General features: G+C 58.5%; 23 protein-coding genes. 14 read left to right on the plus strand and 9 right to left on the minus strand.

Translation table 11 applies throughout. The features are described from left to right. Window positions 1-7: 7 nt before the first annotated feature. The 5 genes from AC3YUO_RS07190 to AC3YUO_RS07210 form a co-directional block, all read right to left on the minus strand. Window positions 8-1,984, minus strand: coding sequence for an RNA polymerase sigma factor (locus AC3YUO_RS07190; RefSeq protein WP_489962351.1), 1,977 nt, complete (start codon window positions 1,982-1,984; stop codon window positions 8-10). Then, window positions 1,974-2,240: a hypothetical protein gene (locus AC3YUO_RS07195; RefSeq protein ID WP_489962352.1), complete on the minus strand. Its 267-nt coding sequence runs from the start codon at window positions 2,238-2,240 to the stop codon at window positions 1,974-1,976. Before AC3YUO_RS07195 ends, AC3YUO_RS07190 begins: the two co-directional genes overlap by 11 nt. A gap of 190 nt (window positions 2,241-2,430) precedes the next feature. Beyond that, window positions 2,431-3,153, minus strand: a complete 723-nt coding sequence (locus AC3YUO_RS07200) for an amino acid ABC transporter ATP-binding protein (RefSeq protein ID WP_489962353.1) — start codon at window positions 3,151-3,153, stop codon at window positions 2,431-2,433. Continuing rightward, entirely contained in the window at window positions 3,140-3,901 is a 762-nt protein-coding gene (locus tag AC3YUO_RS07205; RefSeq protein WP_489962354.1) for an amino acid ABC transporter permease, read from the minus strand. Before AC3YUO_RS07205 ends, AC3YUO_RS07200 begins: the two co-directional genes overlap by 14 nt. Window positions 3,902-3,995: 94 nt before the next feature. Next, complete coding sequence (locus tag AC3YUO_RS07210) at window positions 3,996-4,835, minus strand: ABC transporter substrate-binding protein (protein WP_489962355.1); 840 nt, start codon at window positions 4,833-4,835, stop codon at window positions 3,996-3,998. Between the two features lie 390 nt (window positions 4,836-5,225). Between AC3YUO_RS07210 and AC3YUO_RS07215 the strand changes: the two genes are divergently transcribed. The 3 genes from AC3YUO_RS07215 (at window position 5,226) to AC3YUO_RS07225 (ending at window position 9,458) form a co-directional block, all read left to right on the plus strand. Beyond that, complete coding sequence (locus AC3YUO_RS07215; protein ID WP_489962356.1) at window positions 5,226-7,064, plus strand: LTA synthase family protein; 1,839 nt, start codon at window positions 5,226-5,228, stop codon at window positions 7,062-7,064. A 136-nt stretch (window positions 7,065-7,200) separates the two neighbouring features. Further along, window positions 7,201-7,758: an RNA polymerase sigma factor gene (locus tag AC3YUO_RS07220; RefSeq protein ID WP_489962357.1), complete on the plus strand. Its 558-nt coding sequence runs from the start codon at window positions 7,201-7,203 to the stop codon at window positions 7,756-7,758. Beyond that, window positions 7,755-9,458, plus strand: a complete 1,704-nt coding sequence (locus AC3YUO_RS07225; RefSeq protein ID WP_489962358.1) for a hypothetical protein — start codon at window positions 7,755-7,757, stop codon at window positions 9,456-9,458. Before AC3YUO_RS07220 ends, AC3YUO_RS07225 begins: the two co-directional genes overlap by 4 nt. A gap of 46 nt (window positions 9,459-9,504) precedes the next feature. Here AC3YUO_RS07225 and spoVAE read toward each other — a convergent pair whose 3' ends face one another. Both spoVAE and spoVAD read right to left on the minus strand, forming a co-directional pair. Continuing rightward, the gene (gene spoVAE, locus AC3YUO_RS07230; protein ID WP_489962359.1) at window positions 9,505-9,861 is read right to left on the minus strand and encodes a stage V sporulation protein AE; all 357 of its coding nucleotides are present in this window, start codon (window positions 9,859-9,861) and stop codon (window positions 9,505-9,507) included. Window positions 9,862-9,888: 27 nt separating this feature from the next. Then, the gene (spoVAD, locus tag AC3YUO_RS07235; RefSeq protein WP_489962360.1) at window positions 9,889-10,899 is read right to left on the minus strand and encodes a stage V sporulation protein AD; all 1,011 of its coding nucleotides are present in this window, start codon (window positions 10,897-10,899) and stop codon (window positions 9,889-9,891) included. A 153-nt stretch (window positions 10,900-11,052) separates the two neighbouring features. Here spoVAD and AC3YUO_RS07240 point away from each other — a divergent pair, with 153 nt between their 5' ends. The 3 genes from AC3YUO_RS07240 to recO all read left to right on the plus strand — a co-directional run bounded on the left by AC3YUO_RS07240 (window position 11,053) and on the right by recO (window position 13,724). Then, window positions 11,053-12,681 carry a gamma-glutamyltransferase family protein gene (locus AC3YUO_RS07240; protein WP_489962361.1) on the plus strand — a complete coding sequence of 543 codons (1,629 nt, stop codon included), beginning with the start codon at window positions 11,053-11,055 and terminating at the stop codon, window positions 12,679-12,681. Between the two features lie 85 nt (window positions 12,682-12,766). Then, window positions 12,767-12,925: a hypothetical protein gene (locus AC3YUO_RS07245; RefSeq protein WP_489962362.1), complete on the plus strand. Its 159-nt coding sequence runs from the start codon at window positions 12,767-12,769 to the stop codon at window positions 12,923-12,925. A 40-nt stretch (window positions 12,926-12,965) separates the two neighbouring features. Further along, window positions 12,966-13,724: a DNA repair protein RecO gene (gene recO / locus AC3YUO_RS07250; RefSeq protein ID WP_489962363.1), complete on the plus strand. Its 759-nt coding sequence runs from the start codon at window positions 12,966-12,968 to the stop codon at window positions 13,722-13,724. Between the two features lie 62 nt (window positions 13,725-13,786). Here the strand turns inward: recO and rpmF are convergent, their stop codons facing one another. After that, window positions 13,787-13,975 (minus strand): 50S ribosomal protein L32, encoded by a 189-nt coding sequence (rpmF, locus tag AC3YUO_RS07255; RefSeq protein ID WP_118641420.1) that lies wholly within the window; start codon window positions 13,973-13,975, stop codon window positions 13,787-13,789. Between the two features lie 48 nt (window positions 13,976-14,023). Then, entirely contained in the window at window positions 14,024-14,527 is a 504-nt protein-coding gene (locus tag AC3YUO_RS07260) for a YceD family protein (RefSeq protein ID WP_489962364.1), read from the minus strand. 168 nt (window positions 14,528-14,695) lie between these two features. On the opposite strand from AC3YUO_RS07260, the gene AC3YUO_RS07265 reads away from it, so the two are divergent. The 8 genes from AC3YUO_RS07265 (at window position 14,696) to AC3YUO_RS07300 (ending at window position 22,380) form a co-directional block, all read left to right on the plus strand. Beyond that, on the plus strand, window positions 14,696-15,697 hold the full coding sequence (locus tag AC3YUO_RS07265; protein WP_489962365.1) for an RluA family pseudouridine synthase: 1,002 nt from the start codon (window positions 14,696-14,698) through the stop codon (window positions 15,695-15,697). A 114-nt stretch (window positions 15,698-15,811) separates the two neighbouring features. Further along, complete coding sequence (locus AC3YUO_RS07270; protein ID WP_489962366.1) at window positions 15,812-16,768, plus strand: hypothetical protein; 957 nt, start codon at window positions 15,812-15,814, stop codon at window positions 16,766-16,768. A 12-nt stretch (window positions 16,769-16,780) separates the two neighbouring features. Then, on the plus strand, window positions 16,781-17,011 hold the full coding sequence (locus AC3YUO_RS07275; protein ID WP_489962367.1) for a helix-turn-helix domain-containing protein: 231 nt from the start codon (window positions 16,781-16,783) through the stop codon (window positions 17,009-17,011). Beyond that, window positions 16,998-17,972, plus strand: coding sequence for a hypothetical protein (locus tag AC3YUO_RS07280; RefSeq protein ID WP_489962368.1), 975 nt, complete (start codon window positions 16,998-17,000; stop codon window positions 17,970-17,972). Before AC3YUO_RS07275 ends, AC3YUO_RS07280 begins: the two co-directional genes overlap by 14 nt. Window positions 17,973-18,232: 260 nt before the next feature. Beyond that, window positions 18,233-19,438, plus strand: coding sequence for an ABC transporter ATP-binding protein (locus tag AC3YUO_RS07285; RefSeq protein ID WP_489962369.1), 1,206 nt, complete (start codon window positions 18,233-18,235; stop codon window positions 19,436-19,438). Then, complete coding sequence (locus AC3YUO_RS07290; RefSeq protein ID WP_489962370.1) at window positions 19,428-20,300, plus strand: ABC transporter permease; 873 nt, start codon at window positions 19,428-19,430, stop codon at window positions 20,298-20,300. The genes AC3YUO_RS07285 and AC3YUO_RS07290 overlap by 11 nt, the downstream gene beginning before the upstream one ends. Beyond that, window positions 20,297-21,217 (plus strand): ABC transporter permease, encoded by a 921-nt coding sequence (locus tag AC3YUO_RS07295; RefSeq protein ID WP_489962371.1) that lies wholly within the window; start codon window positions 20,297-20,299, stop codon window positions 21,215-21,217. The genes AC3YUO_RS07290 and AC3YUO_RS07295 overlap by 4 nt, the downstream gene beginning before the upstream one ends. 26 nt (window positions 21,218-21,243) lie before the next feature. After that, window positions 21,244-22,380 carry an ABC transporter substrate-binding protein gene (locus AC3YUO_RS07300; protein ID WP_489962372.1) on the plus strand — a complete coding sequence of 379 codons (1,137 nt, stop codon included), beginning with the start codon at window positions 21,244-21,246 and terminating at the stop codon, window positions 22,378-22,380. The last annotated feature ends 57 nt before the right edge of the window (window positions 22,381-22,437 follow it).

The following is a 22,437-nucleotide window of genomic DNA, read 5'->3' on the forward strand; positions in this document are numbered from 1 at the left end:
GCCCTCCTTACTCCAGAATGTGGACGTCCCGCGTGGCAGGCTGTCCCACAGGCATGGAGGTGTCACTGGGCCAATAGGTGGCCGTGGGGTCGATACTGAAGGTCAGGTGCTGTCCGTCATATTGATCCAGTCCCTCTGCATAGGCAACTGAGATGAGGCTTACGGTGCCGCTTCTGGGAGGACTTACCGGGTCGCTGGATTGCAATTCCATCTCCTGGGGGGTATCCAGCACAATGAGGCGGAAGGTCTGGCTGGAGTCGGACCAGGGGGCATTGGGATCGGGACAGCCCTGAAGGGCAATGACTTCTTCGTAGCTGTAAGTGTCAACGGTGCCGGTAAAGACGATGCGGTCTCCATCGGTGGGAAGTTCATTCTCTATACTGCTGTCGGCAGACGAGCCGCCCGGCTGGGACGTTCCCGCTTCTGGCGTCCAACTGTCCAGAGCGGAGAGATCACTGATGTCGTGCCAGGGGATATCGACGAAATCCGGTTTCTCGGGGGCGGAGGCATCCATGCGCCCGGACCACTGTTTCTCCCGCACCAAAGAGCCGTCCTGGAGGGTGATGCGGGTCATATCGGTACTTCCGGTTCCCCCTGCGATCTCCGATAGTCCCAGTCCCGTCCCATCTCCTTGAAGGGATAGCCCGGAGGCGTAGCCGCCGCCTCCGCTGTACTCCTCCAGCGCCTCCTCCGGCTGGATGACCAGGTCGGATTCGGGGTCATACTGGAACAGCCGCACCCGGTTGCTGTAGTCGTCCCCCTCCTGGGAGAGAAGCAGCGTGGGCACCGGGTCGTCAGTCTCCAGCTGGACTAGAGCATAGTGGTAGTGGCCGGTGGGGGTCACAGGATAGGGTGAATAGGAATAGCGGTCCGCCTGGGAGACAATGAGACGGTATTGCTCCAGAGCTTGCTCCAGGGACTGGTCCGCCGGATCCTTCTCCTCAGTCGGAAGGGAAGCGGAGTTATCCGAGATACTCACAGATGAACTGGTACTCTCGCTTGCTCCGACGGAGGGGGCAGACAGGTGGCTGACGCCGTACACTCCGGCGCCGATCACCGCTACAGCGGCAACAGCAACGAGCCCCAGCTTGGCCGCCCCAAGGCCGCCGGTAGCTGCCTTGGCCCCAGTGGCCGCAGCTGCTCCGCCATGGGACGTTGTCCCGGTACTGGCCGCAGAGGAAATTCCGGTGCCAGCCGCTCCGGATGAACCGGCGCTTGCCAGCACATTCTGGAGAATCTGCCCATTGGGCAGCTGGGCCGCCTGGGCCTCCTGCGTACCCATAAGCCACAGCAGGAAAGGAATGGGAGCCAAACCGTAGAGCTTGGTGCCTTTCTTCTCCAGGTCCCGGACCTGGGCCTCAATCTTCCGTCGGCCGTACAGCAGGCGGCTCTTCACGGCGCTCTCCGACGCCCCCAGGGCAGCGGCAATGTCCTTGACCGGCATCTCCTGATAATAGTACATGCCGATGACCGCCCGCTGATCCTCGGGCAATCCGTCAATGATCTCCCGGACCAGCCGAGTTGTCTCTGCCTGGTCCAGCACCTCATCGGGGAGGTTTCCAGCGTCAAAATCTGCAAAGCGTTCCTCAATGGGCGCGTCCGGTTCCTCGCCGGAGGTCAAGTCGGTAAAGAGTAGGGGCTTTTTCTTTTTTAAGTAGTCCCGGGCCGTGTTGGCACCAATCTGCCGCACCCAGGGTGAAAACTTTGTGTCGCCCTGAAAACGGTCCAAATGAGTAAAGGCCTTGACGTAGGTATCCTGAAGAATATCCAGGACGGTATCATCGTCCCGAATCATGGACTTGATGGTGTAGAACACGCCGTTGTAAGTTTTCTCATATAGGGCGGACAGGGCATCCTGATTTCCTTCCCGGGCCAGGGTCACCAGACTGGCCAGTCCGTCGCTCTCTTTTTCTCTTCCAGCCGCACAGAAGGGGCAAGCTTCGCTTCCCTTTGGAATAGGCTTTCCGCACCGGTCACAGTTCATGATGTTCACCTCCGTGTGTTTTTCCTTTTATGAGCCAATTCAGAAGCTCTGCTTTTTTCTTAGGGTCAATAGGAAAGGATTCTACCGCCGTTCGGATGAGTCGACGTATAATCTGGTCCATGTTCGCTTCCTCCATTTCACGAAAGAATTCCAGTTGGTTGTGGCCTGGACACTCATGAAACGAATTGGAAAGCTGCTTGGTTGCACATATTTTAATTTTGGACAAAAAAATTTTGTGCCCTACAAATCTGCTCACAACAGATAAAGGTGCATTCTTAATTTTAACTTTATTTTAGCACATACCGCCAGAGGGCTCAAGAGGAGCGAACAACGCAGGAGAGGTGCTTCGCTGTTGGAAGAAAGGGCGGGGGAGAAAATGTATAAGAATATGCAAAATCCCCGGGCGCGGCTGCGCCCGGGGATTTCAAATGAAATCAATCGGTTGCTTAAAGTACCTTGGACAAAAATTCTCTGGTACGGGCCTCTTTGGGATTGGCAAAGAAGGCGTGGGGCTCATTCTGCTCCAGAATGTGGCCGCCGTCCATGAAGAGAACGCGGCTGCCCACTTCCCGGGCAAAGCCCATCTCGTGGGTGACCACCACCATGGTCATACCCTCCTCGGCCAGCTGCTTCATAACTTCCAGAACCTCGCCAACCATCTCAGGGTCAAGCGCGGAGGTGGGCTCGTCAAAGAGCAGGACCTTGGGCTTCATGGCCAGGGCGCGGACAATGGCGATACGCTGCTTCTGACCGCCGGAGAGCTGGGCGGGGTAGGAATCCGCCTTGTCTGCCAGCCCCACCCGCTTGAGCAGGGTGACGGCAGTCTCATCCGCCTCCTCCTGGCTCATGAGCTTGGTACGCACAGGGGCCAGCGTAATGTTGCGGCGGATGGTCATGTTGGGGAAGAGGTTGAAGTGCTGGAACACCATGCCCATCTGACGGCGAATGAGATCAATGTTGGTCTTGGGGGAGGTGATCTCGGTTCCCTCAAAGGTAATGGAACCCTTAGTGGGGGTTTCCAACAGATTCAGGCAGCGCAGGAAGGTGGATTTACCCGAGCCGGAGGGCCCGATCACCACCACTTTTTCCCCGGGATAAATGTGCTCGGAGATGTCATCCAGGACCAGGTGGTCGCCAAAGGATTTGCTCAGATGCTTAACGTCGATCACTTTGACGCAGCCTCCTTTCCAGTTTGCCCAGCAGCCAGGTGAAGATCATGACCAACACCAGATAGATGATGGCGGCGCCCACCAGGGGGAACATCTGCTCATAAGTACGGTTGGCAACGCCGCGGGCGGCATAGAGCAGCTCCTTGCCGGCGATGACGCTCAAAAGCGAGGTGTCCTTCAGCAGGACAATGAACTCGTTGCCCAGAGCGGGCAGAATGGCTTTGAAGGCCTGGGGAATCACGATGAAACGCATGGTATCAAAATAATTCAGACCCAGGCTCCGCCCGGCTTCCATCTGGCCGCCGTCCACTGCCATCAAGCCGCCGCGTACAATCTCGGAGACGTAGGCGCCCGAGTTAATGCCAAGGCCGAAGATACCAACGGCAGTGGCGTTGCGGCTCCAGGTGAAGACTACAAACATCCAGATCATCAGCTGGAGCACCATAGGAGTGCCGCGGATGATGGTGACGTAGATCTTCATAATCAGGTTGACAAAGCCCAGGAAGAAATTCCGCTGGCCGGGACGCTGTTGATCGTGAGCGGTACGGACAACGGCCACCAGGATACCAAGGGCCACGCCCAGCAGCAGAGCCAGGGCGGTGGCCAGCAGGGTTGTGCCCACACCGTCCAGATACTGCATCCAGCGGTCCTCGTAGACGAAGGCCCGATAGAACTTCATAAAGAAGTCCTGCCAGAATGTCAGTTCGGCGGGATCCAGGGCGGAAAGCTGCGTAAAGAGCTGCTCCATGTATGCTCTCCTTCTTCTCTCTCAAACTCGGAAAACAGCCGGAAAGGGCGGCTTGCGCCGCCCGTTCCGAATGTTTTATTGTGGGAAGGAAAAATTACTCCGCGGAGATGTAGCTGTCCAGGATGGACTGGATGGTGCCGTCAGCAGTCAGCTCGGCGAGAGCGTTGTTGATGGCGTCCAGCAGAGCGGTATTGCCCTTGTTCACGCCGATGGCGTAGTCCTCGTTGGCGTACTCAGTCTCCAGAATGGTCAGGCCGGGGTTGGCGGCCACAAACTCCAGAGCGGGAGCCTGGTCGATGACCACGCAGTCGACCTGGTCGTTCATCAGAGCCTGCACGGCGCTGATACCATTGTCGTAAGCGGCGACGTGGTCGGCGCCGTAATCATCGGTGCAGTAGATCTCGCCGGTGGTGCCGCGCTGGGTGCCGATGAGCTGCTCGCCCAGGTTGTCCAGGGTCACATCGGAGCCCTCTTTGACAATAACAACCTGCACGCCGGTGGCATAGCTGGTGGAGAAGTCCATAACGGCCTCACGCTCAGGATCCACGGAAACGCCAGCCATCACCATGTCGCTCTTGCCCTGCTGAACAGCCAGAAGAGCGGCGTCAAAGTCCATGTCGTCAATGACCAGCTCCAGGCCCAGCTTCTCAGCAATGGCGGCAGCGATGTCGGCGTCAATGCCCACAACGTCGCCGTTGTCGTCGGTCATCTCATAGGGAGGGAAAGCGGCGTTGGTGCTCATGATGAGCTTGCCTTCCTGAATGGTGGTCAGCTCGCCGGTGCTGCTGGTGTCGCCGCTGGAGGAGGCGTCACTCTGAGAGGCGGAGGAATTGTTGCTGGAAGAAGTGCCGGCAGAGCTGGAAGAGCCGTTGCCGCAGGCGGCCAGGCTCATTACCATAGCCAGAGCCATAGCCAAAGCAAGAAACTTTTTCATTGTAAAATCTCCTTTTCAATGGGCCCCAACAGGATTGGGACGTTATTCTGAGTATAACCCAGCGATATATGCATCGTCAATAGATAGATATGCGAAATTTTCACAAGGAGCAAAACTTTTTTTCGGCAGAAGGGCGGAAAATTGTTTTTTAGAAGCGGGAAGAACCGGGGTGAAAGGAAAGAAAAAATTAAAAGTGGACATACGGGGACAAAAGTGGATATGCATTAAAAAATGAATATTTTGAAAGGGTGCAACCTTTGCGGAATTTTTACGTCTGAGGTTAAGAGGGAAAATCTAAAAAATTTATGAACTTCTGTGAGAGGCCCTTGCATTTTTTTCTGGCTACGCTATTCTAATAAAGACGGCGTGTGCCGTGTTGGAGGATAGAAGATGAAGCGACTGCTATATGGGGACACCTTCCCGAGGCTGGTGTCCGACATCAGGGAGCACCCGGGGAAATGGGGCTCCCGTCTTGTGTTTCTGTTGGGACCCTGGGTCTGCCTGTGGATGGTGGAAATCTTAAACCAGAACGATGTGTTTGAGGATTTGTACGGCTGGCAGATTCTGATGAACATGGTGTGGTATTACATCCTGTTCGTGTTTCTTCGCCTGGTGCTGGGGCGCAACCGCCGCGCGGCGGCCCTTGGTGTGACCCTGGCGTTCCTGGTGGGCCTGATTAACCACTACGTTCTGCGCTTCCGGGGGCGGATTCTCTTCCCGGCGGATGTGACTGCCTGGCGTACGGCTGCCAACGTGGCGGAGGGTTTTGATTACTCCATGGACCTCTATATGGTCCAGGCGCTCATTCTGCTGGTGGCCTACCTCTCTCTGGTGTGTATGTGTCCGCCTCAGAAAAAACGGGCCCGGCTGCCCCTGCCGGTGAGCGGTCTGTCCGCCCTGTTCATTGTGGGCTACTGCTACGCCTTCTTCTGCACGGGGATGCTCCCGGCTCTGGGTATTTTCACCCAGCAGTGGGTGACCCAGCGCAACGGGTTTCTGCTGAACTTTACCGTAGCCTTGCGTTATAGCTCCGTGGAGAAGCCGGAGGACTACTCAGAGGAGACGGTACTGGAGCTGATGGAGGAGTACCCGGGGGTGGAGACCGACGAGAGTGTGACCCGTCCTACCAACCTGGTGATCATTATGAATGAGTCCTTTGCGGACTTCTCCATTTTTGACAGCTTTGAAGCCTCGGAGGATCCCACACCTTTCCTTCACTCCCTGGAGGAGAACACCGTCAAGGGCTGGATGTACTCCCCGGTAACCGGCGGCGGAACGGCCACGGTAGAATTTGAGTATCTCACTGGCTTTACCAGCCTCTTCCAACCACCTCATACTGTGGCCTATCAGCTGTATGTGGAGGAGGACATGCCCTCCCTGGCGGCTCTGGCCGGGACCCAGGGCTACGAGACGACGGCCTTCCATCCTTATAAATCCTCCGGCTGGAACCGGGTGGTGGTCTACGACTATATGAACTTTGACCACCAGCTCTATCAGGAGGATGTGATCAACCCCTGGTATGTGCGGGGCTATATCTCCGACCTGTCTGACTATGAGATGCTGTTCCGGACCACGGAGGAACAAGGTACGACCTTTATTTTCAATGTGACCATGCAGAACCACAGCGGCTACGCCCAGGGCTGGAACAATCTGGAGCGCACCATTGACCTGCCCACAGAGCTGTCCGCGGCCGACGGTACGGCGGAGCAGTACTTCGCCCTGGCTAAGGAGAGCGACGAGGCCCTGAAGGAGCTCATTACCTATTATCAGAACCTGGATGAGCCCACTATGGTGGTCTTCTTCGGCGACCACCAGCCGCCGCTGAAAAACGCCTTCTATGAGGAGCTCTACGGCAAGAAGCTCTCCGAGCGCACCACGCAGGAGGTGCTGCAGCAGTACGCGGTCCCCTTCTTCATCTGGGCCAACTACGACATTGAGGAGCAGCAGGATGTGGTCATCAGCCCCAACTATCTGGGTGTACTCACCGCTCAGATGGCGGGATTGCCCATGACCGGATTTATGAACTTCCTCTCCCAGATGTATGAGGAACTGCCTGCCATCACCCCGGTGGGCTTTGTCACCGCCGACGGGCAGTACCTGGAGGAAGAGGAGCTGAGCGAGGAGCAGCAGGAGTGGCTCGATACTTACGAGATTCTCAACTACTGCGGCATGGTGGACCTCTTTGAGGAGGCCCGGCCCATGTTCTGCCTCCACGGAGAAGGAGAATAACAAGGGTACCACCCGGAGCCTATGGCTCCGGGTGGTTTTTTTCTGCCCTCCATGATAAAATGAGTGCAATATTGCAGGCTTAATTTCGTCTGAAAGGGTGAAGGGACCTTCAAGGACGAGAAAGGGGGAGGCACCAGTGGAGGACGGCGCCATTGTGGAGCTCTATTGGCAGCGGGACGAGCGGGCCATCACAGTTTCTGACGAAAAATACGGCGGACTGTGCCGCAGTCTGTCCCAGAATATTCTGGACAGCGTCCAGGACGCGGAGGAGTGTGTCAACGACACCTGGCACCGGGCCTGGAATACCATGCCGCCTCAGCGGCCGGGCTCCCTCCGGGCCTATCTGGCCCGGATTGTGCGCAACCTGTCCATTGACCGCTGGCGGGCTAAACGAAGCCAGAAACGGGGTGAGGGCATGGAGGCGCTGGTGCTGGAGCTGGAGGACTGCGTCCCGGCCGTTCAGAGCGCTGAGGCAGAGTTTGAGGCCAAGGAGACCGCCGCCGCCATCGACCGCTGGCTGGACACCCTGAGCCGGGAGGACCGGGTGGCCTTTGTCCGCCGCTACTGGTACGGGGAGCGGGTGGATGCTCTGGCCGGGCAGTGCGGGTGCACCCCAAAGCAGATGGCCGGACGGCTGTTCCGATTGCGGGGCGGGCTGCGCCGGGCCCTGGAGCGGGAAGGAGTGAGCCTGTGAGTGACAAGAGTGAGCGCCTCTTTGAGGCCATGAGCGAACTGAGCGACGAAAAAATCGACGAGGGGGCCACATACAGACCCAAAAAGAAATCCCACTGGAAGCGGTGGACGGCTCTGGCCGCCTGCCTGGCCATCCTGGTGGTTGGGGTGGGGAGCATTACCGGACTCATTCCCATCTTTCGGATAGGGGCTAACGCCGGAGGCAGCGGCCATGACGAGGCATCCATTTTCATGTCTTATGCCGGGCCGGTGTTTCCCCTGACCCTGAGGGAGGCCAACGACAGCATTACCGCTCAGCGTGACATTACTCTGGATTTTTCCCCCTGGGTGCCCCAGTGGGAGAGCAATGAGGAGCAGCTTTCGGACCGGACCTGGCTGACGGAGGAGGAGCGGCAGGAGGCGCTGGAGCAGTACAACGAGTGGTTCCCGGAGGGCGGGCAGTACCAGTATGACAGCCATATTCTGGTTACTGACGCCTATACCCTGACTAATACCTCGGAGGAGGACCAGACCATTACCCTTCTCTATCCCTTTGCCTCCTCCCTGAACGAACTGGGCTGGAACCGCCCCACCCTGACGGTGGACGGACAGAAGCTGGAGGATAAAATCCATGTAGGGGCCTACTCCGGTTCCTTCGAGGGAGCCTGGAACGGCACCTTGATGGAAGGAGAGGAGGGGGGCAGTTCCAACCTGGACTACGCCGAAAGCTGGGAGGACTACAAGGCCCTCCTCGGCGACGGTAGCTACCTGCAAAACGCCCTGGGTCCGGCCCCTGACGTGAGCAGTGTTCCTGTGGTGGTCTATGAATTTACCGACCCCTACGGTCCGGCACAGGATGAGGAGGCTGGAATCCCCAACCCCTTCCTACGGGTAGGCTTTGACCTGGACTACGACAAAACCACTGTGCTGGCCTACGGCTTCCACGGCGGGCGGTATGACCGGGAGAACGGCACCATGATTCAGGGCTTCTCCATCCCACAGGAGGGTGAGCCCCGGTACGGCCAGACCTTCTATCTGCTGGTAGTAGGGGAGGACGTGTCCAACATGACCGTGGGAGGCTATGTCACCGGAGGAACCGACCCGGACACTGAGGAGCTGGAGGGCTGCGGAGTCACCGTGGAGTGGTACGAGAGCGATTTGGACACCATGCTCCGGGAGATCCTGACCCCGGTGTGGGAGGAGGAAAGCCAGAAGACCTACGAGCAGGACGGCAGCGAGCTTTCCGTAGACTTTGATACCTGGTACCGGGCGTTTCTGGAGCACCTGCTGGCCTATGGGGTTCTGTCCCCCACGGCCATGGAGCGGTACGGTACCGGCTGGCTGGAGGAGCTGGCCAGTGATGTAAACACCATTGATCGGGTGTGCTGGCTGGAGGCGGAGGTTACCGTCCCCGCCGGAGGCAGCGTCACGGTGAGCGCCCAGATGAACAAGGAGGAGAGCGCCGACTTCTACTGCGCCCACACGGAGAATCAGGGTGTGAGCGGCTACGATCTGGTAACTTCCCTGGGATCCAACCTCACTTGTACCGGGCAGACCACCACCCTGGAGGACCGGGGACAGATTGCGATCGTGCGGCAGAACTTCGGCTTTGACCTGGAAAACCGAGTGAAAACCGTGGCCCTGGACCCCGGTACCGAGCACTATTACCTAGAAGTGAAGCGCCTTGCGGGAACGATCCCAGAGGAGCCTCCAGAGTCTTGAACGAACAGAAGGAAAGGGAGACCGCTTAGGCGGTCTCCCTTCTCGTTTATGGTTTCGGTTTGGGCTTACAGACCAGCGCCACCAGAAAACCGAAAAAGATGGCAGCGGTAATTCCTCCCGCCGCGGCGGTGGCCCCTCCAGTGAGGGCGCCCAACAAGCCATTCTCCGCCACTGCTTTCCGAACGCCCTTGGCCAGCAGGTGCCCAAAGCCGGTGAGGGGAACGGTGGCGCCGCAGCCGCCCCAGTCCACCAGGTACTGATATACCCCCAGACCGCTGAGGATTACCCCAGCGGTGACGTAGCAGACCAGGATCCGAGCGGGGGTGAGCTTGGTCTTGTCAATGAGCAGCTGGCCGATGACGCACAGAATGCCGCCGCATAGAAAGGCATTGAAGTATTCCATAAGAACCTCCCAAAGGAACGAGCGGGCTTAGCCCGCGGAAATGGCGATGGCGTGGCAGATGCCGGGGATGGATTCCCCCTGGAAGGAGGAGGTGGGGGAGTGGAGAGCTCCGGTGGGGCAGAAGAGGATGTGCTTCCAGGTCCCTTCCTCCAGCTGCCGCAGCAGGTAGCCCGCCAGCACTGAGGCGCAGCACCCGCAGCCCGACCCGCCGCAGTGGACGTCCTGCTGTTCCAGATCAAAAATGAGCGCGCCGCAGTCCAGATGATTGTTCAGGGAGATGCTCTCCTCCTCCAGCAGCCGCAGCAGCAGGGTGCTGCCCAGGACCCCCAGGTCGCCGGTGATAATTTTGTCATAGAAATCCGGGCTCCGTCCAGTGTCCCGCAGGTGGGCGGCGATGGTCTGGGCGGCGGCCGGAGCCATGGCGGCCCCCATGTTGTTGGTGTCCTTGATGCCCTTGTCCACGATTTTACCGGGGGTGACATGGGTAATCCGGGGGCCTGTCCCTTCCCGGGCCAGCACAATTGCCCCGGAGCCGGTCACCGTCCACTGAGCGGTGGGTGTGCGCTGGCTGCCGTACTCCAGGGGAGTGCGGTACTGCCGCTCGGCGGAGCAGAAGTGGGAGGACACCACCACCGCCGCCCGCTCCCCAAAGCCGCCGTCCAACGTCATGGAGGCCAGAGCCAGCCCTTCTCCCATGGTGGAGCAGGCCCCGTACAGGCCGAAGAAGGGGAGGTCCTGTTCCCGGGCGGCGTAGGAGGAGCCGATGCACTGGTTCAGAAGGTCGCCGGCAAACAGCCAGTCCAGATTGGAGGCCGCCAGTCCCGCCTTCTCCAAAGCCAGGGAGAGAGCCTGCTTCTGCATGGTGCTCTCCGCTTTCTCCCAGGAGGACTGTCCAAAGGCGTCATCCTCGGCAATGGAATCAAAATAGCTTGCCAGCGGCCCCTGGCCCTCCTTCTGACCCACCACGCAGGCCCGGCTGATGAGGAAGGGGGGATTGGCCAGAGCCGCCGTCTGGCCGCCCAGTTTTTTTGTGTTCATATCGCATATCGCTCCGCTTTCTTCAATCTGGAGGATAGTTTGTCCGGCGGCGCAAAAACTATCCTCGCAAGGGAAAAAGAAACTGGATGGCGGGGTGGTCAAGAAAGAGAGATTTTAGTATAATGGACCCAACGACAAAAGGAGTTGATTGCTTTGCCTCAGTTTGATCCCCAGAAGTATGCCTATCCCTCCCGGCGGAATGTGGTCTACGGCCGCCATGCCATGGCCTGCACCTCCGTGCCCCTGGGCGCTCAGATCGGCCTGGATGTGATGAAGGCGGGTGGCAACGCCATGGATGCCGCGGTTGCCATGGCTGCCGCCATGCCGCTGATGGAGCCTACGGGCAACGGCCTGGGCTCAGACTGCTTCGCCCTGGTGTGGGTGGAGAAAGAGAAAAAGCTTTACGGTCTGAATGCCAGCGGGAAGGCTCCTATGGCTCTGTCAGCAAAGCTTGTGAAGGAAAAAGGCTTTGCGGAGATGCCTGAGGCCGGCTGGCTGCCCACCATGGTTCCGGGCGCTCCGGCGGGGTGGGCGGAGCTGAACCGCCGCTTCGGGACCAAGTCCCTGGAGGAGCTTTTTGCCCCCGCTGTGTCTTACGCCCGGGAGGGCTGTCCAGTGGCGGTGAATGTGGAGCCCCAGTGGGAGCAGGACTCCCGGCGCATTGCCAAGGCCATGGAATCCGACCCGGCGCCTCACGCCTACTGGTGGAAGACCTTTATGAAGGAGGACGGTAGCCCCTACAAGGCGGGGGACATCTTCCGCTGGGAGGAGTATGCCCAGACTCTGGAGGAGCTGGCCGCCACGGGCTGTGAGAGCTACTACCGGGGCCCAATCATGGAGAAGATAGTAGCCTTCAGCCGGGAGACCGGGGGCTACTTCTCGGAGGAGGATTTTAGAAGCTACTACCCGGAGTGGGTAGAGCCCATCACCGCCGACTACAAGGGCTATACCGTCTGTGAGATTCCCCCCAACGGCCACGGCATCACCGTGCTTATGGCTCTGAATCTTCTGAAGGGCCTTCCCCTGTCGGAGGAGCGGGACTGTGCCGATACCTATCATAAAATTCTGGAATGTATCAAGCTGGCCTTTGCCGACACCAAGACCTATGTGGCCGATCCCCGGTACATGAGGACCAGGGTGGAGGACCTGCTCTTTGAGGAATATGCCCACCGCCGCCGGGCCCTCATCGGGGACCGGGCCCTGCTGCCGGAGGCGGGAGACCCCTCCTGCGGCGGCACCATCTACTTATGTACCGCCGACCCCTTCGGCAACATGGTGTCCTTTATCCAGAGCAACTACACCACCTTCGGGGCGGGCGTGGCCATCCCCGGCACCGGCATTTCCCTGCAGAACCGGGGGGCCAACTTCTCTCTGGACGAGAACAGCGACAACTGTCTGGCGGGAGGCAAGAAGTCCTACCACACCATCATTCCCGGCTTCCTTATGAAGGACGGGGAGGCGGTGGGCCCCTTCGGAGTCATGGGCGCCTTTATGCAGCCCCAGGGCCACGTGCAGGTGGTGGTGAACACAGTGGACTACCACATGAATCCCCAGGAAGCCCTGGATGCCCCCCGGATGCAGTGGATTGGCGGGCGGCACATCCAGCTGGAGCGGGAGGTGCCCGCCCACATCGGAAAGAAATTGGCGGAAATGGGTCACGAGGTGGAAATTGTAAATACAAACATTTCCATGGGCCGGGGCGAAATCATCTGGCGTACGGAAAACGGTCTTCTTGTGGGCGGAACAGAGCCCAGGTGTGATGGAACCGTGGCCGCCTGGTAAACAGCCGCCGAAATTTACCGCTCATAGGATACGGAAAACTTGCCAGCCTAACCGACAGAAAGAAAAACAGGAGGGCAAGCGAACCGTGGATGAGGAGAGATTGTGGGCGCTGTTTTTTGCCACCGGACTGCCCCAGGCCTACCTGGCTATCCGGGGTGTGGAGAAGGAGCGGGAGGCGCAGACCCTCCTGCCGGAGGCGCGAACCGCCTTTCGGGCCGGGCCGCTGTCCGCCCGGGAAATTTAAGAGCGAAGCCCAGGCTTCGCTACATAGTCGAGGGATTTATATGCATGTTGCCACCAAGGCGCTGGTTCTGCGGGGCGTGGACTATAAGGAATCGGATAAAATTTTGACCCTGCTGACCCAGGACCAGGGCAAGCTTACCGCCTCTGCCCGGGGCTGCCGGAAGAAGGGCAGCCCGCTGGCGGCGGGGTGCCAGCTGCTGAGCTGGGGGGAGTTGGTGCTCTATGACTACCAGGGCCGGTGGACGGTGAAGGAGGCTGCGCCGGAACGGCTGTTCCAAGGAGTGCGGGACGACCTGGATAAGCTGGCCCTGGCCTGCTACTTCGCTGAGGTCATCGAGCTTCTGGCGGTGGAGGGGGAGCCCAATCCACAGCTGCTCTCGCTGATTCTCAACAGCCTTCATGCCCTGGACAAGCTCCATAAGCCTCTGGCCCTGGTGAAGGCGGCCTTCGAGCTGAAGGCTATGTGTCTGGCGGGGTACGAGCCGCTGCTGGAGGGCTGCGCCGTGTGCGGCGCAGAGCAGCCGGAGGAGCCCCGGTTCCACCTGCGGGAGGGGGTGCTCCACTGCGCCCGCTGCCGGGACCAGGTGGGGGAGGGGATCTCCATGCCCATCAACAACCAGGCCCTCCAGGCTATGGAGCACATTGCCTACGGGGACCCCAAGCGGCTCTTTTCCTTCCAGGCGGAGGGGGAGGGCCTGCGGCAGCTGGGGGATTTGACAGAGGCTTACCTCCACACCCAGTTGGAGCGGGGGTTCCGTACGTTGGATTTTTATAAACAGCTGCAGATGGGAACGCCCTAGCATGGAAAAAGGCCTCTGCGTCCATTGGACGCAGAGGCCTTTTCACTACGTTGTCTTTGTGCTTACTGCTGAGCCTCGACCTGGCCAAAGGTGTGGCCGTTGTAGGTCAGACAATTTTTGCACATCCGGTGGGGCAGCCGGTAAGCCCCGCACTTGGGGCAGGTCACGATACCGGGAGTCTCCAGCTTCCAAACGGAGCTGCGCCGCTTATCGCGCCGGGCCTTGGACACTTTTCTCTTAGGAACCGCCATGTTTGACACCTCCTTCGGTTTTCGTGCCAATCGAGGCACTTCGACTACTCACTCAGCATCATTATCCAGCAGCTGCGCAAGGGCCGCCAATCTTGGATCTACTTCAGGTTTGCACCCGCAGGGGCCAAGGTTCAGGTTGGCTCCGCACTTGGCGCACAGCCCTTTGCAGTCGTCTGAGCAAAGGTTTTTGGTATCCATCGCGAGGACAAAGGCCTCAGAAGCCGCCTGGTCCAAATCCAGTTCGGTGCCTTCCAGCAGAAGGATGTCGTCGTTTTCCTCATCCTCCAGCTCCTGAGCCACCAAGCTGTCCAGCTTGACCACCTTTTCCCGGGAAAAGGCTTTCCCGCAGCGGTCGCAGACCAGATCCAGCTGGGTTTCCATGGTCCCCTCCAGCACCAGAGCGCCCGCGTGGTTGGTCACGCTGCCCTGTACCAGAACGGGGTGGGTAATGGGCTTGTATCCATAGAAATCCAGGTCAGACAGGTCCAACTGGAATTGGAACGTTTTTTGCGCGTCGGGCGTATAGATAATCTCACGTAAATCCAGACGCATGACGTTCCTCCCAGGTGCTTGACCTTCTACTCGCATAATGGTACGGAGAGTATTATAAAGAAAATGGCTCAACTTGTCAAACCTTTTTTTGTGATTGACAAAACTATTTTTTTGTGGTCCAATCTTGAGAGAATCCCACATGTTGTACAAAAGGAGTCGTACCGGTCCATGAAGGAGTTTGTCATCGGGAAAAACGACGCCGGACAGCGGCTGGACCGTTGGCTGGCCAAGACGCTGCCCCTGCTGCCCGCGCCCCTGGCCCAGAAGTACATCCGCCTCAAGCGGGTGAAGGTAAACGGAAAAGGGTCCAAACGGGACGTGCGGCTGAATGTGGGGGACGTGCTGCAATTATACATCAACGACGAGTTTTTTGAAAGACCTACCCCGGAAAATGCCTTCTTGTCCCTGTATCAGCCCAAGCTGAATATCCTCTATGAGGACGAGCACATTATGCTGCTGGACAAACGGCCGGGGCTGGTGGTCCACCCGGATGAGAACGAGCGGGTGAACACCCTTCTCACCCACATTCAGGCCTACCTCTACCAGAAGAAGGAGTGGTCCCCCTACTGGGAGAACTCCTTTGCCCCTGCTCTCTGCAACCGCATTGACCGGAACACCGGCGGTATTGTCATTGCCGCCAAGACCGCCGAGGGTCTGCGGGTGATGAACCAGAAGATCAAGGACCGGGAGCTGAGCAAGTACTACCTGTGTGTGGTCCAGGGCCGGATGGAGCCCAGAGAGGGCAAGCTGGAGGGCTACCTCTTCAAGGACGAGGTGAAAAAACAGGTCTACGTCAAGAGCCGTCCTCAGCCCGGGGCCAAGACCGCCATTACCTTATATAAGACGCTGGCGGTGGAGCACGGGCTCTCCCTGGTGGAGTGTGACCTCATCACCGGCCGGACCCACCAGATCCGTGCCCAGTTCGCCGCGGCGGGCCACCCGCTGCTGGGGGACGGGAAGTACGGCAGCGAGCGGGAGAACCGGAAGTACGGCCGTCACGGCCAGGCTCTCTACTCCTACAAGCTGGAGTTCCGCTTTACCACCGACGCCGGGCCGCTGGAGCACCTCAACGGCCGCACCTTCCAGGTGGAGGACGTGGACTTTGTGGCGGAGTATTTCCCCCGTTATCAGTGGAAAGAGACGGACCGGGAACAAGAGAAGAACGTCTGAACCAAGCGGGGCCGCAGGCCCCGCTTTTTCTCGCTAAGAAATTATTGACAAACGATAATTCTTGTGTTATATCTGAATTAGAAATTATCGCAAAACAATAATTGGAGGTGCGCCATGAACCGAAGAAATCTGTTCTTAGTGGCTGGAGCCGCCCTGCTGGGGGCCGCTCTGGCGGTGCTGAGCGGGATGCTGGGCAGTACGGAAGCGGCAGACGCCCTTTCTGCCCCGGCCAGATGGATTGGTTCCGGGCTGCGGGCGCTGTCCCTGTCCGGCTTCTGGGGGAACCTGGCGGCCTGGTTTGTGACCTTTTTGGTGTGTGCTCTGCCGGTGCTGCTGGTTTTGTGGTGCGGCCGGTGGGAGGAGAGCCGGGGGACGGAGGACTGGCTGGCGGGGCTGATGGTGCCCGTCCTCTTTGCCGCTCTCTTTTATGCCGTCAATCCCACCCTGCTCTCCAAGCCCATGGAAGTGATATTCCCTCTGGCGGCGGGCGGATGCCTTCTCTCCCTGCTGGTTGCCTGGCTGGTGCTGAAGCTGCTGCGGGGGATGGAGGACTGTTCCCAGCAACGGCTTCTGGGGGCGCTTCAGCCGCTGCTGGTGGGCGGAGCCATACTGCTGGCCTTCGGCGCGGCCGCAGGTCAGCTGGCGGCCTTCATGACCCGGAGTCAAGAGATCTTCCAGGGCAACACCGGAGACCGGGAGGGGGCCTTCTTTACCAGCGCCGTGCTGCTGGTGTTGGTCCTGCTGGAGCTCACGCCCTATATTATGGGGGCATTCACCCTCCTGTGGGGAGCGGAGCTGGCCCGGACCATGGAGGAGGAGCTGTTCGGCGAGGCGGCGGTGGAGCTGTGCGGACGGACGGCCCTGGGGTGCCGGGTTGTGGTGCAGGCTACGGTGCTCATTTCCGTGTTCACCAACCTGCTCCAGCTCTGTCTGATGGGTGTGATGAAGAGCACCAACGTCTCCGCCTACATTCCCCTCTTTCCCCTGATTCTGGCCGGGGCGCTGTTCCTGCTGTGCCGACTGATGGAGAAGGGCCGGGCACTGCAGGAGGACAGCGATTCCATCATCTGAGGGGGCGGAGCCATGGCGATTGAGGTACATCTCAGTGACGTGCTGAAAGAGCGGGGGATGACTGCCAAGGAGCTGTGCACCAAGGTGGGCATCACCGAGGCCAACCTGTCCATTCTGCGCTCCGGGAAGGCCAGCGGTGTGCGCTTTCATACCATCAATAAAATCTGCTATTACCTGGACTGCGATGTGGGGGACATCCTCCGCTTCGACGGGAGATTGGAGGACGGCGATGAAGAAGTATAAGCGGACAATCCTGGTGACCCTGGCCGCCCTGCTGGTGCTGGCAGGTGTGGTGGATGCAGCCGGGGGCAAGCTGGCCCAACCGGAATATCAGGGGCCGGAAAATGATACGTGGATAGGCTATTTCCTGTCCTGGGAGTACTTCCCGGGAGAGGGAGAGGTGATCTATCAGGATCGGACAGACTGGGTGGAGTACGGAAGTCAGAATTTGAATGTGAGCGGCCTGGGCAGCGTCCGTATTCCCCGGGAAATTCTGATTGGACAGTATCAGGACGGGAAGGGATTTACTTTCCCAGGCCTGGAAGGGTATTGCGCATTCCTGGCCCAGGTGGAGCAGGAAGACGGCAGCGTTGTTCTGTCGGGCAACCAGCTCATGGACGCAAAGACCAATGTGGGAGATACCAAAAACTCCGTCAGTGGCACCATCTACTACGGACTTCCCCTGGGGAAGACAGAATGGACGGAAAGTGGGTCGGAATATATCTGGACCGCCTACGATGTCTATCAGATGCCGGACGGCACCGTCTATCTGGACGGCGGCGGCAACAGCTATGGCGGCGCGGGGGGCATGACCATCAAAGGCGAACAGACCAGTACGGAAACTATAAATGGAGAAACAAATTCGGTCACCATGTCTGCCGAGGTGCGTTTTGAGACAGTCAGCCGCCTTCAGGAGGTACGGGTCAAGCAGTTTGATGCCTCCGACCAGGTGATTGAGGAGACGGTGCTTCCGGCCGATATTCTGGAAGATGAAACCACGGTCACCTTGGCAAAGGACACCCAGTGGCTTGTGGTGGAGGAGCACTGCACGGACGGTACGGTGACGCGCACGGTCTATGATGCCCAGCAGATTACCTGGATGGAAGAGCTATATCACTCCCTGGTGGTGCTGGATGACGAGGGCATGGGAAGCAGTCGTACCCTGAGTCTGAAAAGCGGAACGCAGGGGACTGCGGCGGCGTAAAATAAGGTGGTAATGGGCCCTTCGGCAGCATTTTGCCGGAGGGCCCATTTTCGTGCCGGAAGAAGGCTGCAGAGGCGTGTAAAAAACAGGGAAAATTTCAGGAAAATGATTGACAATTAAGGGGTAAACAGATATAGTGTATCTCGCTATCCGTGAAAGCCCGGCCCCCCGGATGTCCCACTGAGGAGCGCCGAACCGGGCGAATAAATCGAGGGAGCTGACAGTGTCATTTACACACAAGATTGTTAGGGGGGAGCCATATGTCCAAAGAGCTGATCCGCCTGTCTGACTGCACCATGAAGTTTGACGACGAGGTGATCCTGGACAAGATTAATTTGTATATCAGGGACAAGGAGTTCCTCACGCTGCTCGGACCCAGTGGGTGCGGCAAGACGACCACCCTTCGGATTATCGGTGGTTTTCAGACGCCCACCTCGGGAGATGTATTGTTCGACGGTGTGAGGATAAATTCTGTCCCGCCCCATAAACGGGCCATCAACACCGTGTTCCAGAAATACGCCCTGTTTCCGCACTTGAATGTCTATGAGAACATCGCCTTCGGCCTGCGGGTTCCCAAGGTGGAGGAGCAGCGGGACGAGAAGGGAAAGGTCATTTCCCGGCGGAAGGTGAAGCTCAGCGAGAAGGAGATTGACCAGCGGGTGATGGAGATGCTGGAGGTGGTGAACCTCCGTGGCTTTGAAAAGCGCCATGTCACCCAGCTGTCCGGCGGCCAGCAGCAGCGGGTGGCCATCGCCCGGGCCCTGGTGAACAAGCCCAAGGTGCTGCTGCTGGACGAGCCTCTGGGCGCTCTGGACCTGAAGCTGCGCAAGGACATGCAGAACGAGCTCAAGCGCATCCAGAAGGCCATGGAGATCACCTTTATCTACGTCACCCACGACCAGGAGGAGGCTCTGGCCATGTCCGACACCGTGGTGGTGATGGACGGGGGCAAGATCCAGCAGATCGGCACCCCGGAGGACATCTACAACGAGCCCAAGAATGCCTTTGTGGCCGACTTCATCGGCGAGTCCAACATTCTGGACGGCATTATGCGCGCCGACGGCGTAGTGGAGATCTTCAACCGCCGCTTTGCCTGTCTGGACAGCGGCTTTGAGAAGGACGAGCCGGTGGACGTGGTCATCCGCCCGGAGGACGTGGACATCGTTCCCGAGAACGAGGGGCAGCTGAAGGGCACCGTCACCAACGTTACCTTCAAGGGGATGCAGTACGACATCATCGTGGACTTCTACGGCTTTAAGTGGCTCATCCAGACCACCGACCTGTCCCCGGTAGGCTCCAGCATCGGCATTAAGATTGATCCCGATGGCATCCACGTCATGAAGAAGAGCCAGTATTCCGGCCTGTTCGGCGACTACTCCTCCTACTCCGAGGAGTACGAGGAGATCAGCGACGCCGACTACGAGCCCGAGGAGCTGGACGGGCAGGAGGACGGAGATGAAAAATAGCCGTTCTCTGCTGGCCGCCCCCTATGTGTTGTGGATGGCTCTTTTTGTGGTCGCCCCGATTGTTGTGGTGGTGATCTACGCCTTTACCTCTGCGGGTGTGACTGCGGCAGAGGTGGGGGATTTCACCTGGAGCAACTTTACCGGCATGGGTATCTATCTGCCCATTTTCAGCCGTTCGTTTCAGCTGGCCCTGATTGCCACGGTGATCTGTCTGCTGATTGGCTACCCTCTGGCGTATGCCATGGCAAAGGAGGGGCCCGGCTTTCAGCGTACCGCCACCGTGCTCATCATGCTTCCCATGTGGGTGAACTTCCTGCTGCGCACTTACGCCTGGATGGCCATCCTGGAGAACAATGGCCTGCTCAATCAGTTCTTCCAGAGCGTGGGGTTGATTGACTTGGTCAACCACATTCTGGGGACCGACATGGCCTATTTCCGTATGATCCGCACCCAGGGCGCGGTGGTGCTGGGCATGGTGTATAACTACCTGCCCTTTATGGTCCTGCCCATCTATTCCGTCATCATCAAGTTGGACCACTCCCTGCTGGAGGCCGCACGGGATCTGGGGGCCGACTCCACCGGTGTGTTCCGCCGTGTGATCTTCCCCCTGTCTCTGCCGGGTATTCTGTCCGGCGTAACGATGGTGTTTGTTCCCTCCGTATCCACCTTTGCCATCTCTCAGCTGTTGGGAGGAGGCACGCACATGCTGCTGGGCAATCTCATTGAGCTGCAGTTCCTGGGCGGGGCTTACAGTCCCCATCTGGGCAGTGCCATTGCGCTGGTGATGATGGTGATTGTCATTATTTGCATGTGGATTATGAATCGCTTCGGTGAGGGCGAGGAACAGGCGGTGGTCCTATGAAAAAAGAACGCCGTTTGGGCAGCCGGATCTTCATGGGGCTGATTTTCCTGTTCCTGTATGCCCCGATCCTGCTGATGATCGTATTTTCCTTCAACGCCGGCAACAGCAACGTGGTGTGGCAGGGCTTCTCCCTGCGCTGGTATGAGCAGCTCTTCCACGACCGGGCCATCATCCAGAGCGTCTACACCACTCTGCTGGTGTCTGTCTTGGCGACCGCTATCGCCACCGCTGCGGGCACCTTCGCCGCTGTTGGCTTCTACTCCATGCGCCGGCGTACCCGGACCATGCTGATGAATGTGAACAATATCCCCATGATGAATGCGGATATTGTCACCGGAGTATCCCTGTGCATGCTGTTTGTGGCGGTATTTGGCCTGTGGAACGAATTTGCCGTCAACTACCGGGTGATTATCAATTTCTTCGGTACCAAGTACCGCATTACCTTTCCGGAGCTCTCCCTGGGGTTCGGCACCATGCTCATTGCCCACATTACGTTTAATATCCCCTATGTGATTCTGTCCGTGGGCCCCAAACTGCGGCAGATGGACCACAACCTGGTGGATGCGGCCCGTGATCTGGGCTGCACCTGGATGGGGGCCTTCTTCAAGGTGATTTTGCCTGAGATCAAGTCGGGCATTGTTTCCGGCGCCCTCATTGCCTTTACCATGAGTGTGGACGATTTCGTCATCTCCTATTTTACAGCTGGATCCTCGGTGTCCACCCTGGCCATGGAGATCTACTCCATGGCGCGGAAGAAGGTCACTCCGGAGATCAACGCCGTATCCACCCTTCTGTTTGTAGTGGTGCTGCTTCTGCTGGTGGCGGTCAACCTCCGGGAGGCGAGACAGGCCAAAACGGAAGCCCGGCGAAAGTACGGAACCATGCCGCACAGCGCGGGCACCCGAGCCCACACCTGACCCCATAAAACTGGAGGAATGTTCTCTTGAAAAAAATCACTGCTCTCATCTTGGCTCTTGCGCTGGCACTGTCCGTCTCCGCCTGCACCATTGAGCGGGTGGACGAGAACGACGGCAACGGCAATGCCGCCGGCTCCGGAGGAAGCGGCAAGCCTGCCGCAAACCGGCAGGTCACCGTTTACAGCTGGGGCGAGTATATTGACGAGTCCCTGATTGATGAGTTTGAGGCTCAGACCGGTATTACGGTTAATTACCGTACCGTCCCCAGCAATGAGGAGCTCTACTCCCAGCTTCAGCAGGGAGCCATTTCTCCCGATGTCATTGTCCCTTCCGACTATATGATCTCCCAGCTCATTGAGGAGGGGTGGCTCCAGCCGCTGGACTACTCCAAGATTCCCAACTTTGACAAGATCGCTGACCGGTTCAAAAACTTGTCCTACGATCCGGAAAACCAGTATACCGTTCCCTATACCTGGGGTACTCTGGGCATCATCTACAACATGACTATGGTGGACGAGCCCATCACCAGCTGGAGTGCCATGTTCGATGACACCGCTGCCGGCAACGTTATCCTGATCGATAACTCCCGGGACGCCTTTGGTATGGCACTGCGCTATCTGGGCTACTCGGTCAACACCACGGATGAAAATGAGATCCGGGAGGCCGCAGCCCTGGTGGCAGACGCCTGGTCCAAGGGGGTCTATCAGGGCAAGACCATGGACGGAATTTTCCAGATTATGGAGGGCGGAAACGCCGCCATCGGCACCTATTATGCCGGCGACTTCCTGTCCATGCACGAGAACAATCCTGACCTGGCCTATGTGATCCCGGAGGAGGGCTCCAACTGGTTTGTGGACGCTATGTGTATCCTGAAAAACGCCAAGAATGTGGACGAGGCCCACGAGTGGATTAACTTCATTGCCTCCACCGATGCCAACCTGCGGAACATGGACTATATCTGGTACGCCTCTCCCAACGAGGAGGCTCTGGAGGAATACCCTGATTGGTATGAAGAGCAGTACGGCGAGCCTCTTGACCAGGAGCTGTATGAGATTATGGCCGCCCCTCAGGAGGTGCTGGACCGGTGCGAGTCCTATCTGGTTCTGCCTCAGGAGATCCGACAGCTTTATAATGAACTGTGGATCGAACTGGGTGCGGCATAAGAACGTTAAAAGCGTCAGCGCCCCGGGCTTGGAACTTGTTCCAAGCCCGGGGCGCTT

This window comes from Pseudoflavonifractor sp. HNCC25GI2 (genome assembly GCF_058136395.1).